The sequence below is a fragment of the Luoshenia tenuis genome (assembly GCF_014384745.1).
GTDB lineage: Bacteria > Bacillota > Clostridia > Christensenellales.
The window spans coordinates 802,031-815,495 of record NZ_JACRSO010000001.1; the positions used below are offsets into that span (position 1 = coordinate 802,031).

General features: G+C 52.4%; 12 protein-coding genes, 1 tRNA gene and 1 pseudogene. 3 read left to right on the plus strand and 11 right to left on the minus strand.

Translation table 11 applies throughout. The features are described from left to right. Positions 1–782: 782 nt before the first annotated feature. The 5 genes from H8699_RS03840 to H8699_RS03860 form a co-directional block, all read right to left on the minus strand. Positions 783–1,391, minus strand: a complete 609-nt coding sequence (locus tag H8699_RS03840; RefSeq protein ID WP_249284557.1) for a hypothetical protein — start codon at positions 1,389–1,391, stop codon at positions 783–785. A gap of 179 nt (positions 1,392–1,570) precedes the next feature. Then, complete coding sequence (locus H8699_RS03845; protein WP_249284558.1) at positions 1,571–2,107, minus strand: hypothetical protein; 537 nt, start codon at positions 2,105–2,107, stop codon at positions 1,571–1,573. A gap of 17 nt (positions 2,108–2,124) precedes the next feature. Continuing rightward, entirely contained in the window at positions 2,125–3,249 is a 1,125-nt protein-coding gene (locus H8699_RS03850) for an RHS repeat domain-containing protein (protein WP_249284559.1), read from the minus strand. 264 nt (positions 3,250–3,513) lie between these two features. Beyond that, positions 3,514–4,026 carry a hypothetical protein gene (locus H8699_RS03855; protein WP_249284560.1) on the minus strand — a complete coding sequence of 171 codons (513 nt, stop codon included), beginning with the start codon at positions 4,024–4,026 and terminating at the stop codon, positions 3,514–3,516. A gap of 57 nt (positions 4,027–4,083) precedes the next feature. Then, positions 4,084–5,157 carry an RHS repeat domain-containing protein gene (locus tag H8699_RS03860; RefSeq protein ID WP_249284561.1) on the minus strand — a complete coding sequence of 358 codons (1,074 nt, stop codon included), beginning with the start codon at positions 5,155–5,157 and terminating at the stop codon, positions 4,084–4,086. A 414-nt stretch (positions 5,158–5,571) separates the two neighbouring features. Between H8699_RS03860 and H8699_RS03865 the strand changes: the two are divergent. Then, positions 5,572–5,762 (plus strand): annotated as a pseudogene (locus H8699_RS03865) (transposase); the annotation flags it as partial. Positions 5,763–5,884: 122 nt separating this feature from the next. Here the strand turns inward: H8699_RS03865 and H8699_RS03870 are convergent. Further along, positions 5,885–5,960: transfer RNA gene (locus H8699_RS03870), tRNA-Thr, on the minus strand. Positions 5,961–6,217: 257 nt separating this feature from the next. Between H8699_RS03870 and H8699_RS03875 the strand changes: the two genes are divergently transcribed. Beyond that, the gene (locus H8699_RS03875) at positions 6,218–7,141 is read left to right on the plus strand and encodes an AEC family transporter (protein ID WP_249284562.1); all 924 of its coding nucleotides are present in this window, start codon (positions 6,218–6,220) and stop codon (positions 7,139–7,141) included. Between the two features lie 27 nt (positions 7,142–7,168). Then, the gene (locus H8699_RS03880; RefSeq protein WP_249284563.1) at positions 7,169–7,684 is read left to right on the plus strand and encodes an AAA family ATPase; all 516 of its coding nucleotides are present in this window, start codon (positions 7,169–7,171) and stop codon (positions 7,682–7,684) included. Between the two features lie 53 nt (positions 7,685–7,737). Here the strand turns inward: H8699_RS03880 and H8699_RS03885 are convergent, their stop codons facing one another. From H8699_RS03885 to H8699_RS03905, 5 genes are all read right to left on the minus strand, one after another. Then, positions 7,738–9,954, minus strand: a complete 2,217-nt coding sequence (locus H8699_RS03885; RefSeq protein WP_249284564.1) for a hydratase — start codon at positions 9,952–9,954, stop codon at positions 7,738–7,740. A gap of 49 nt (positions 9,955–10,003) precedes the next feature. Further along, complete coding sequence (locus tag H8699_RS03890; protein WP_249284565.1) at positions 10,004–10,921, minus strand: acyltransferase domain-containing protein; 918 nt, start codon at positions 10,919–10,921, stop codon at positions 10,004–10,006. Between the two features lie 148 nt (positions 10,922–11,069). Further along, a complete protein-coding gene (locus H8699_RS03895; RefSeq protein ID WP_249284566.1) occupies positions 11,070–11,795 on the minus strand; it encodes a GltB/FmdC/FwdC-like GXGXG domain-containing protein in 726 nt (241 codons plus the stop codon). Then, a complete protein-coding gene (locus H8699_RS03900) occupies positions 11,785–13,026 on the minus strand; it encodes an NAD(P)/FAD-dependent oxidoreductase (protein ID WP_249284567.1) in 1,242 nt (413 codons plus the stop codon). The genes H8699_RS03895 and H8699_RS03900 overlap by 11 nt, the downstream gene beginning before the upstream one ends. Before the next feature lie 5 nt (positions 13,027–13,031). Then, positions 13,032–13,463 carry a 4Fe-4S dicluster domain-containing protein gene (locus H8699_RS03905; protein WP_249284568.1) on the minus strand — a complete coding sequence of 144 codons (432 nt, stop codon included), beginning with the start codon at positions 13,461–13,463 and terminating at the stop codon, positions 13,032–13,034. Positions 13,464–13,465: the final 2 nt, after the last annotated feature.

The following is a 13,465-nucleotide window of genomic DNA, read 5'->3' on the forward strand; positions in this document are numbered from 1 at the left end:
ACAGGATCCGCTGGCAGAGATTTGCGATATGGATATTTACTGGCGGCACAAAAATACCGCGATTTACCTAAGTAAATTGCGGTATTAAATGCGGCAATTGCCGCTGGAGCTGATGTCGGGACTCGAACCCGAGACCTCTTCCTTACCAATTAAAAACCATGCTATTTTTACTTGTTTTAGCCTTTCGCATCTTGTCGTACCTTAATTGGCTGAAACCCAGCAATACCAATGGTTCTATCGTTTTACCTTTCGTATCCTGTCGCAACTTCGCTTTTCTTAAAATATGCTGTTTTTTGATGCCGGTGTGGGGTTTGGTGTGGGTTTTTATAGAACCCCACACGGGACAGTTTCAGTTATTATCTCCCACGCTATCCAGATATTCGCTTTAAGGCGGTATATTCTATTGAACTGTAGCCACTTTTACGCCATAAAGCTATACCGCTATTGTAGGCGTAACGTGAAAATAATATCTGCTACATATGGCTTTAATAACTCCCTACGGCGCCTAAGCCCTTTTCTACCTCGCACATAGACGAGGGTACATTATAGACAAATTAAATGAAATGCCATAATATTATTACTTACTATGAGGCGGAGATGTCGGGTATTTTATACTTCTTCCCCGGCATCATTCATCCTGAAAGTACTTCGTTTGAAAGAGTCGTTCGATTAGCCGCTGCATTAGAAACAATAGTAGATAATATGATCGTTTAGTTATTATTATATAGAAAAGCTGGAGCATTTTGCTCCAGCTTTTCTTATAGTTAAAGAGGACAAATCGTTTACTGTGTCAACCTTAATTTTTCATCTCCAAACATTATATAGTAGTCTGAGGTAATTTCGCCTACATAGCCGTATATAAAGTACACACGAATATCATCCCTTCCAACTGACACTATTTGAAAATCTGATCCTTTGCTATCAGATACGGAAATATTATCTGTGTCAAACATAACACCACTGCAAAAATAGAATTCATTAGACCCTTTTGCTCCAAACAAATTCATTCCAATATAAGGCCCTTTTTCCTCAAAGTAAACGTTCGCATATCCTTCGTTCTGTCTTGTAAGTTTATATTCATCTCCACATTTACGAACCAACACCTCTGTATATGCATCCTTATCGTAGTATATAAGCATACTGGATTCTTTCCCGTCGACACGATATTGTACCGGTTCAAATGATATAAATTTAAATACTTCTTCCGGTGTTTTAAAATGCGTAACTAAGTTGAAGAACGGAATCGCCGAAAAATATACAACCAGCCCTAACAATCCACTGGATATAACTAAAAACTTTTTGCGAACTGGTGTAGCAATGCTATATCGAATAGCTGCAATACAGATTACAATTGACACTATACTCAGCACTGTTACCAAATGATATATCAATCAAATCGCCTCCTAGTATCCAAGCTGTGGCACTGAGTTTGGTTGTGGCGCTTTCCAAAGATCAGGCGCGAAAACTCCTTTTGATAACAGATAAAGTTCGCCCAGATAGCTGTAGATTTACACTATCCTACAAATCTTAATAGCAGTTAATCTCGCCCCATATCATCTGCCCTTCCTTGTCAACGCCGCTTTTTTAACCTTCGAAAAATATTAATACCTTTAAGTAGCAATGCACAATGGATGGATAATAGTAAGAAGATAGAAACAACTACACTGCCTGCAATTGTAGGCGCAACACGCCCCTCAATCCGCTGCTTATTATAATCATCTAACGAAACGATTTCATCCTCTTCGGTTCTTATGGCAATAACATGAATAAATGGCCAACCTTCTCTTTCTATGATTTGCTTTAACCAAATCTTTTCAACTCGAAAAAATATGGTTTGGCCCCTCTGCAAACTAGTAAAATCGCTTATGTCACTTATTCCTCTTAACTCATAAGTGCTTAGTTTATCGCCGTACTCTTGCGAATAAATAACACAGTATTTATGATCCCCTTCGCCTTTTATTCCTATGCCTGTTACGGTAGCTGATAATTCAGTGGTATTTGCTTCAGAGGGTATGCTGGTATTCATGATTACTAAGTTGCCTAGTGTTCCGAAGAAAAATATCAATGACAGCACCAAGGCAAGCACAGTCAATTTTCTGCGTTTCATTTTCATTACTCCCTTCATCATGAATATACCGGTACCGGTTGTCCACCGCCCGAAGGCACTGAGTATAAGCCGCAAGCTATTGCAAAAAGTCCCCAGCCAGCTTTAGCTTCAAGATCATATGCTGTGTTGGTTCTAGCGTCATCCCAACCAGCCACAATGCCAATTCCGTCTATACCAATAGAAACTCCGCCATGAACCCATGGCGTTAATTGTAATTCTGCAAAAACATTCCCTTCTGGACTGGCACCCACGCCTAGTCCAAACCAATCGCTAATGCCAACCCCAACTGACCCTGATCCTCTAGTCAAATTAAAATTTTCATAGCTGTTAAGTAATGCAGGGCTTTTGTCTTCTGTAGTTTTCGTAGCTGAAAATCCAACTTTCCCAAAAGCGGTGCCTAAATCAAGCATTGCTGTAGGCATAGTAGCACTTTTCTTCTTTACATGATTCGCGATAGGCGCCGAGGAAGGCTTTCTTTGAGGGAGACTGGTATTAAGCCCGCCAAATTCATATCCAGGGCCAATATCTATATCTCCAGCAAGATTCTTTTGCATTGCCGCCCATAAAGACTCAAACCCACACCCAGACGGGTCTTGCCGTATGACAGGATTATTACCGCAATAACTGAACATATTGGTGCCGCCGATACCCTGCCCAGTCGAAACAAGACCGTCCGCGTTGATATATCGCCCAGTTTCCGGATCATAGTAGCGGCTAAGTAGGTAGTAAAGTCCCGTTTCCTGGTCGTACACGTAGCCGCGGTAGCGGAAGGGATTAAGCAATACGATCTTGGCATCGCCCGTAGTCTGCAAAGGCTTTCCCCAGGCATCATAGCTATACTGGCCGATGATGTTTGCATTCTGATCTACCAGCGCAACAATATCGTTTTGGCCATTGCGTACGTAGTAGTAAGGCGTACCGTTGTGGATCACGCTAAACACCATGCCCGCTTCATCATAGAGGAAGTCCAGCACATCATCGCCTTTTTCCATCCGCAGGATCTGGTCGCTGGCGGTGTAATACTTCGTCTCCACGCCGTTGACGGTCTTGCTGATGCGCACGCCGTCCGCATCGTAGTCAAAAGAGAGAGTGCTCCCGCTCTTGCTCACGCCAGCCAGTTGACGGCCATGCTCCCACGTCATTGTATATCCTTTGTACGAAGTAGGGTTGCCGATGGCGTCGTAAGTCAAGGTATGGGTAGTCCCATTTGCATCGGTATACGCCGTCAGTTTATCCTTCCAGTTTGCGTCGCCATAGGTATAACTCTGGCTCCGTACCACGTTTTCCGCAGCGGTATCGACAGTATCACCGCCCTGAGAAGCATAACCATATGTGGTTCGGCTTAGGATATTGCCTCCTGCATCGTAGGTATTTACCGTTACCTCGATATTATTACATAAGATTATCTATGAACTTAGGCCTTCTTCAATGAACTGGCCATCCAAAGCATGATCAACGCGAAAAAGCGAATCAATTAACGACCTTTCCTCAAAAAATGTTTTATCCTCCGGTGAGGGATCGATAATTCCAGACATTCTTTCATGTCCTATTGAATAAAACCAGCACTGCCCTCCCCTATAAAATGCTAAGTCTTGCGGATTTTCAGGCCGTGTCCAATTATATATGCCGTTAACGCGATTTAGCACTTGTTGGGCAGAAGGATCGCTTCTATAGAATGTAATTTTGTATGCAGTATTGTTACTATACGTTTCTGGAGTACCAGCCCAGCTGGGATTTGCACGCGTTTTAACAGTTAAATCCCGTAAATCTTTAAATATATTATTTGTAAAGATACTTTCCGGCGCCATATTATAGCGTACATAAACCAACATAAAATAATCAGAATTGTTTAAAGCATAGTTAATAAATTCTTCATAGTTTGAATCACGCACTTCTAAAAGTCTTAAGATTTCGTGCATTATTACTATCCTCTCATCAGGTATTTGCTAAAAGCTTCCTAATTAATCTTTGTTGTCCTATTCCATATAATACCATATATGATTGGTATGCGCAGTACTAAGATGATAGTGGTCTAAATAGCCATCTTCCCATGAACCATGCGCTTTATCCCAAATTGCAGTAGGGTAATATTTCACGACAGCAATAGCGGCAGAGCGGTTGATGCAGACAATATCTCCACCACTATCAATCACTTTCCGTGCCTCTGTGTAAGTTAAAGCCTTGAGAGGTACAACCTGTTTAGCTATAATTTTGGCACTCCAATACTGCGGTGCATTTTTATTTTTAGGAATCGCTTGTGTATTTTCTTTGGTTTTAGCTTTTGATGTTGGTTTTGCTCTAGTCTGAATTTTCGATTTAGTTGACCCTAAAATACCTGATCCGACACAATATAGTCCCAATATTACCGTGCCAACAACTGCTACAGCGTCTAATACAGGTAGCGCTCCATCATATGATGGCAGTTGCCATAAAAACTGAAACGCTTGTCTCGATGCGTTAAATGCTTCCTGTATATTGCTCCAAGCTTGGCCATAAGGATCTTCTCTTGCTACCGGATTATTTCCACAGTAGCTGTACATATTCGTGCCGCCGATACCCTGCCCAGTCGAAACAAGACCGTCCGCGTTGATATACCGCCCAGTCGCCGGATCGTAGTACCGGCTGAGCAGGTAATAAAGTCCCGTTTCCTCGTCATACACATAGCCGCGGTAACGGAAAGGATTAAGCGATACGATCTTGGCATCGCCCGTAGTTTGCAAAGGCTTTCCCCAGGCATCATAGCTATACTGACCAATGATATTTGCATTTTGATCTACCAGCGCGACAATATCGTTTTGGCCATTGCGTACGTAGTAGTAGGGCGTACCATTGTGCAGTACGCCAAACACTGCACCTGCTTCATCGTAAAGGAAGTCTAGCGCGTCATCTCCTTTTTCCATCCGCAGGATTTGATCGCCTGCGGTATAATACTTTGTCTCCACTCCGTTGACCGTTTTGCTGATGCGCACGCCATCTGCATCGTAATCAAAGGAGAGGGTGCTGCCGCTCTTGCTCATACCAGCCAGCTGGCGGCCATGCTCCCACATCATTGTATAGCCTTTGTAAGAAGTAGGGTAGTACCAATTCCGTCTGGTTCTGCTCCAATTCAGCTTCTTTCTGAATCGCTTGTTCAGCTTCGAGGCGATCTGCCTCTGCTTGCAACACGCCAAAGCCAAAGGATATTTTATGCCCATCAGACTCCATCTGCACTAATGACGGTGCCTGCGCTTGTCCAGCAAAGGTTACGCTGCTATCCCCTGCTGGTTTGTATAGCCTTGGTTTGTGTGCTACTAAAAGTTCTTGCAGAGGCGCTGTTCTCCTGAGTACCCTGTACGGGGGTGAGTGTATTATCGATATCTACCCATTCATCGCTTTCTTTATAATGAACAGGCATCTTGTATTGCAGAACTCTGGCAGGATGAAGTTGCGACACACCATTCTGAAAGAAGTCTGTAAACCATGTCATTACCGAGGCTCTGTGGGGCAGCAAAATATCCCCGGCCACCATCAGCGAGCTGAACAAGAAATCCTATGTCCACACCAAGGCTTGACGGAACCGTCCTTTGCAGGGATGAAATATCCATACGTTTATTTGGGCGGTATCTACCTGCAACGCAACTGGGGCAGAGCGTACGAAAACATTGTGATTTTGGTCGTCCTCCCTCGCCCGGCTATTTTTTCTGTCGGTGTGGGTTTTTCTCAAGCCCCGCCCCACAAGAGGGGAGTTTTTAGGCATAAAAAATCCCTCAAACCATTGTGGTTCAAGGGATTCATGATTGGAGCTGATGTCGGGACTCGAACCCGAGACCTCTTCCTTACCAAGGAAGTGCTCTACCTCCTGAGCTACATCAGCACGCTCTTCTGCCCGCAGACAGCATATTTATTATACCGGGAGGGCTTATAAAATGCAAGAGAAATATCGCTGAAATCTTGGGTTTTTTATCGGAATATTTATCTTAGTCTTTCGTATTAATATTTCATCAAAGTACGGCTCGCGCTGCCGCACTCTTTCACATTGCAATGCCTGCCCTTCGCTTCCCCCATAGGCGCGCCGTATGGTATAATTGAAAAGCTTGAACCATTTAAATTTAAAAGCGAGGCGCGCATGTCATGACGGATATTGGAATGATCTTAGGTCAGGTAGCCATCCTCTTTATCATCATGTTGGTGGGGGTGATCGCCCGCAAGACCAAGATCTTAAGCGATGCGGGGTTGGGCGCCATGAGCCAGCTGGCCCTGTTTGTAACGGTGCCCTGCATGGTTTTGGTCTCCTTCCAAAGCGAATTTTCCCAGCAGCTGCTATTGGATATGGGCCATGCCGTGGCCTGGTCGCTGGGGGTACACATCGTCATGTGGCTGCTGGGCAAAAAAATCTTTAACCGGTTTGCCCTCAATCAGCGCAAACCTCTGCAATTTGCCGCCATCTTTTCCAACGCGGCCTTTATGGGTTATCCGGTGCTCCAGGCCATCTTCGGCGAGACCGGGCTGCTGCTAGGCTCCATGTACACCGCCATCTTCAATATCTTCCTTTGGACGGTGGGGATGAGCATTTTCTCCGGGTCTGAAAAGGAGGACCGCAAGGCCGCCATCAAGCGCGTGTTGCTCAATCCAGGCACTATCGCCACAGTACTGGGGCTTGTGATGTTTGTATTTTCCATTAAATTACCCGATATGCCCATGCAGGCGCTGAGCATGCTGGGCAATATGACTACGCCGCTATCCATGCTCATCGTGGGTGCGCGGCTGGCCGATGTGCGCATCAAAGAGGCCTTTGCCGGCGCGGGGGTCTACCTGGCCTGCGCGCTGCGGCTGGTAGCCATCCCCCTGATCCTGATGGGATTGATGAAGCTGTGCCGGGTCCCGCCGCTGGCCATGGGGGTGGTCACCATCCAGGCGGCCATGCCTATCGCCGCCAATACGGCCATGTTTGCCGAGATGTTCGGCGGGGATGCGCCCTTTGCCTCGCGGCTGGTATTTTTATCCACGCTGCTCTCCATTATTACGATACCGGTATTCATGCTTCTGGTCGCCTGAGCGGTAAAAAAGGAGGGCTTTTCCCAAATGAAAAAGAAATTGATCCTGATCGGCGGCACGATGGGCGTAGGCAAGACCGCCACCAGCCGGGAACTGCACAAGCTGCTTTCGCCCAGTGCGTTTTTGGATGGGGACTGGTGTTGGGACCTGAACCCCTTTGTCGTCAACGAAGAAAACAAAGCCATGGCGATGGACCATATCCGCCACCTGCTTCGGGGCTTTCTGACCAATTCCGGGCTGGACTATGTGATCTTTTGCTGGGTCATGCACCAACAGCAAATTATCGACGACATCCTGCGCGGCTTGGAGCCGCTGGACTTTGACCTGCTGAACATCAGCCTGACCTGCCAGCCCCAGGCGCTGCGCGCCCGCTTCCAAAGGGACGCACAGGCCGGCCTGCGCCAGGCGGATGCGGCGCAAGGCAGTATCGCCCGCCTGCCGCTATACGATCTTTTGGACACGATCAAGCTGGATGTCACTGCCATCAGCCCTCTTCAGGCGGCAACGCAGATCGCCCAATGGGCGCAGACGCCGCCGGCATAAATCAAAAAGCCCTCCGCCAGTGCGGAGGGCTTTTTTGTATCCATTTGGCTGATTTATTCCTGCCCGTAATAGTTGATCAGGCAGCCGGCCAGGATGATGTCCCGCTCGTCCTCGGTCATCGCGGGCAGCTTCAGCGTGATCGGGCTGCGCTGGCCATCGCGGATCAATTCCGCCTGTACCGCATCCTTGCCGTCCTGCAGCGCCTCCCGGATGCCGGGCAGGTAGATCTTATCCCCCACCGCGATACCGGATTCGGACGCCCCATCCAGGATAAAGGGCAACATGCCCCAGTTGACCACGTTGGAGCGGTAGCGTTTGGTCGCATACTCGCCCGCAATATTGGCGCAGCCGCCCAATACGCGCTGGCAGGAGGCAGCCTGTTCGCGCGCCGAACCATCGCCCGGCTTTAAGGCAAACACCAGTGAACCAATGCCGGTATTCTCCGGCGCCGCATCGCCAAGGAAGGCCTTCACTTCCCCGTCAGCTTCGCCCTTGCGGCGTTTGAGTTCCAGCGCTTTGACCGCCTTTGCCCGGCCCACGTAGCCCGGGTCCTTGCGGGAAAGGGCGAACTCCGCCAGCCCCAAGGGGTTGGAGCGGTAAGAGGAGGTCTCGCCCGAGGGGATCAGCTCATCCGTCGTGGTGACCGGATCGTAAATGGCGCTGGCCACCTCCAGCATCAGGTTCTCCGGCAGGGCGATCTGCTCGGGCCAATCGGTAATATTGGGGCCAAAGACCAGTTCCTCCTCCGGATGGGCATGCCCCCAGCCCTGATAGACCCGGTTGTCGTAGATCGAAGCGTCGTAGGTATAGCTTAGATCCGGCGCATCATAATCCACGTCGGTCGCAGCGGTCAGCTTGCCGCCGTTCAGCGCCGTGGCGGCGATGGAACGCGCGTCCATCAGCGCCACGTAGGCCATCTGGTTGCCCGAGGGCTTGGACCCCTCGCGGTTGGGGAAGTTGCGCGTGGTATGGCGGATAGAAAGTCCGCCGTTGGCCGGAACATCGCCCGCGCCAAAGCAGGGCCCGCAGAAAGCCGAGCGCAGGATCGCGCCGCTCTCCATCAGCTGGGCCGCCGCGCCGCTTTTAAGCAGCGCCATAAACTGGGGCTGACTGGCCGGATAGACCGAGAGGTTGAATACCCCCTGGCCGATGGGCCGCCCGCGCAAAATGGCGTTGACCGTCATCACGTTCTCATAAGTGCCGCCCGAGCAGCCGGCCACCACGCCCTGATCCACATACACCTCGCCGCCCTGCACCTTTTGCACCAGTCCGGGCAGCCCTTCGGCCTTGCCGAAGATGCCCTCGGCCTCTTTTTCCACGCCGCGCAGCAGGTCCTGCGCATTGGCCTTAAACTCCTCAATGGTATAGGCATTGCTGGGGTGGAAGGGCAGCGCGATCATGGGGCGCACCTTGTCTAAGTCCACCATCACCACGCCATCGTAGTACGCGCCCTCCTCCGGAGAAAGCTTGGCATAGCGCTCCTCCAGACCATGGGTTTGATACCAGCCGCGGGTCTGCTCATCCGTCTCCCAGATGGAGCTTAAGCAGGTGGTCTCCGTAGTCATCACATCGATACCGCTGCGGAAATCCATCGTCAGGTTGCCGATGCCCGGGCCCACAAATTCCATCACCTTATTTTTTACAAAGCCATTTTTAAACACCGCGCGGATGATGGCCAGCGCCACATCCTGCGGGCCTACACCCTTTTGGGGCTTGCCGCTCAAATACACCGCGATGACCGGCGGATAGGCGATATCGTAGGTCTTGCGGCACAGCTGCTTAACCAGCTCCGGGCCGCCCTCGCCCACGCCCATGGTGCCAAAAGCGCCATAGCGGGTATGGCTGTCGCTGCCCAGCAGCATGTAGCCGCAGCCGGCCATGCGCTCGCGCATGTACTGGTGGATGACCGCCTGATGCGGCGGCACGAAGATGCCGCCGTATTTACGCGCGGCGGACAGGCCGAACACATGGTCATCTTCATTAATGGTGCCGCCCACGGCGCACAGGCTGTTGTGGCAGTTGGTCAGCACATAGGGCAGCGGAAAGGCCTCCATGCCGCTGGCCCGGGCCGTCTGCACGATGCCCACGTAGGTAATATCGTGGGATGCCATGGCGTCAAACTTGATCTTGAGCTCATCCATGTTCCCCGAAGTATTATGTTTTTCCAAGATACGGTAGGCCATGGTCTTTTCCCGCGCCGGCTTGCCCTCTTTTAAAGGCTCAAAAGCGCCGCCCCGGTACACGCGGCCTTCCGCGATTAAATTCACCATATTTCGTCCCTCCATCTCAAATTGTCCCTTAAAACTTTCCTTCTCCATATTACTGTATCGGGCGGTCCGCGTCAATAAGGCCATAGCGCCCCTTGGCAAACACCCCTACGCCCGCCCCTACCCTGCCGCCGGCAAGCACATAAGCTTTGACGCTGCGCTGCAAAGAGGTCTCCTCTTTGAAAAGTGCGGGGTCGGTCTGCGCCCCAAAGATCCAGCGGATATAATGGCAATCCTCTCTGTTAAACTCCAAAATCTGATAATCGCGCTGAAAGCGCAGTATCCGGGAAGCGGGCTTTAACAGCTTTTTAAGCTGGGGCGAAAGCATCCACGAATCGCAATAGAGCTTTTGGTAATCCCAATCCGGTGCAAACCGGGCAAAAAAGCCCTCCGCCCGTGCGTAAGCATCCGCAATGGCGGCCTCTGTCAGCACCGCGTCCCCCGGAATGTGCACCGAAAGCAGCTTTTCCCCCGGTGTCAACGCGGCTTCGCCCGCCCCAATGGCCAGGCCGGGATAGCGGAACCGCTCAAACTCCAGCGCCCCAATGCGGTAGATGCCGCCGCTTAACTGCCGCCAGATCCAGCCTTGGCCCTTAAAGCCCCAGCGGCCCTCCTGGGTATAAAAATCCCGCACAAAGCGGGAAAGCGCAGCCAGCGTATCCATCGTCACCGACTCGGGGATGCCCATCTCCCCGTCCAACTGGCGCCTGCGCGCCGCGGCCGCCAGCAAGATGGCCAGCCATACCCAGGGCGCCCGCGCGCCGGTGGCCGCTACCACCGGTTCTATCGCCGCCACGCCCGCTGGGCCGGTGGCCCGGTCCAGTAGCAGCGGAAAGGCCCGCGCAATACTGGCGGGGTCAAACCGTCCATACTCGGGCAGGATGGCTTCCGTAGCCTTCGGCGGCATCCCGATAGCCGCGCAGAGCCGCGCCGCCGCATCCCGATCCCAATATTCCAAAATATCGATCATGCCAAGCTCCCCCGTTTCCCAGCTGCGGGCCGCTTTGGGGCCGCGCCGCTTTTTATCTATATATATAATTATACCATAAATCCCGCTGGGGCGATAAGGGCGGCAAAAGGCCCCCGGTAAAGCCGGAGGCCTTTTGTCCTGCCGCCCATCAGTTGGGCGTGTAAAGTTGCCGATAGGGATTTTGTGTATTGGGCGTCAACAGGCAATAATCGTCCCGCATCAGCGCTTCGGCGTCCAGGCCAAAGGCCGCGCAGTACGCTTCAAGCAGCGGGCGCAATTCTGCTTTATCCTCTTCACAGGCCGTGTGGGCCGCTACCTGGGCGGGCAGCCCTTCCGGAGGCGTTTTGCAGCGGATATAGATCCGCCCGCCGTGCATGCCCGTACCGCAAAACGGGCCGACCGGCACCTGATCTTGCGTCCCCAGGCCCAGCACGACGATCACCCCGCCCGCCTGATATTCGCCCAAAAAGCTGCCCGTGCGCCCGCCGATGACCAGCGCCGGCACCTTTTGCTCATAAGCCTTCATATGGATACCCGCACGGTAGCCCGCATCCCCCTGCACAAAAATACGCCCGCCGCGCATGGCGTAACCGGTAGCGTCCCCGCAGGAACCGTGTACAGTGATGGTGCCAGCGTTCATGGTATTGCCTGTAGCTTCCTGGCAGTTGCCATATACCGTCACGCATCCGCCATCCAGGTAAGCGCCCAGGGCGTTGCCCGGCGTGCCGTGGATCTCCAATGCCTTATCCTCGCCCATGGCCGCAGCCAGGTAGCGCTGACCCACGCAATTTTCCACCTGAATGCTGGCGTCCGCACAATTTCTGATCTGGTCGTTGAGGTCCTTAAAATGCATTCCGGATGCGTCAATGCGCATGGCTTACCCCTCCTAACATTTCTTTGCGCGCCTTTTGGGAAAAGGCCATCAGCTGCGGTTTTTCGCGGATCAGGTCAAAATCCAGGCTGTCAAGGGGCGTTTGATTCCGGATCAAGGCGGTATAGATCCCCGCGCGCCGCACATCTCCGATGATGATATAGCCGTTTAACCTTCCCTCTTTAATAAACAGCTTTTTGTATAGGCCTTCGCCTATCTGGAGATCCGCTTGGCCGTCGTAGCTTCCGGCGGTCACCATATGCAGGCCGAAAAAGCCGATGGCATTCATGGCGATGGCTTTATCGTACGCCGCCTGCCCGCCCGCCATGTTGATGCCCGCGCACTCGCCCTGCATATAGGCGTTGGGCAGCAACGCCAAGATCTTGCTCTGGCCGGTGGTCACATCCAGCGATTGGGTACAATCGCCCGCGGCAAAGATATCCGGATCGTCCGTTCCGCAGCGCGCATCCGTTAAAATTCCCCGTTCCACCGCCAGGCCGCAGCTCTTGGCCAGCCCCACATTGGGGCGCACGCCCACGGCCACCACCAATATGTCAAAGGCGAGTTCCTCCCCGTCGGTCAGGATCGCCCGGCTCCCCTCAAAGCAGTCCACGCTCTTGCCCAGGTGAAAGCGGATATCCCCCGCTTCTTCGATGTGGCGCTGCACCATCTGTGCGCCCTGCGCATCCAAAATACTGGGGAGGATGCGGTCAGCCATATCCACTACGTCGATGGCGGCCACCTTACCGGCGATGCCCTCCACGCACTTTAGGCCGATCAGCCCCGCGCCCAGCACCAGCACCCGCCGGTCCCGCCGCAAAATACCCTGCAGCGCCTTGGCATCCTCCAGCGTCATAAAAGTATAGGCGCTGCGCACGCTGCTTAAGCCCTTGATAGGCGGGGTAAAGGGGCGCGAGCCGGTGGCGATCAGCAGCTTATCGTAGGGCAGCTTGCTTCCATCCTCCAAAATCACCTGCTTTTGCGCCCGGTCGATCTCCACGGCGCTGACGCCCAGGCGCGTTTGGCAGCCCATCTTATCATAAAAATCCGCCGGGCGGTAGCGCATCTTCTCCTCATCCGTCTTTCCGCATAGCAGGTAAGAGATCAGCGGACGGGCATAGGTATGTTCCCGCTCTTTGGAAACCAGGGTGATCTCCCCCGCCCTATCCAGGCTCCGGATGCCCTCTACGCAGCCGATAGCCCCTGCAGCGTTGCCGATGATGACGTATCGCATGTTCCTCACCTCTCCTCGTAACAGATCGCGTTATTGGGGCAGCCCGCCACGCAGGCCGGCGCGCCACAGCTGTTTTGCAGGCACAGCTCGCACTTTTGCACCACGCTTCCCTCCGGCCCCGGCATGACCGCCCCATAGGGGCAGGCCATCACGCAGGTGTAGCAGCCCACGCACTTGTCCTGATCTACGTGGATCACCCCATCGGTGCGGGTCATCGCGCCGGAGATACAGCTTTTTACGCACAAGGGTTCCTCACAGTGCCGGCAGGATACCGCAAAGCAGATATCCTTGCCCTCCTCGATCTGGATGCGGGGATAGATCTTCTTCCCCTTAAGCGCGTCCACCATGTCCTGCTTGCCAGAGTTGGCAAAGGCGCAGTTATACTCGCAAAGGTGGCAGCCCAGGCACCATTTTTCGTTGACATAGATCCGCTTCATAT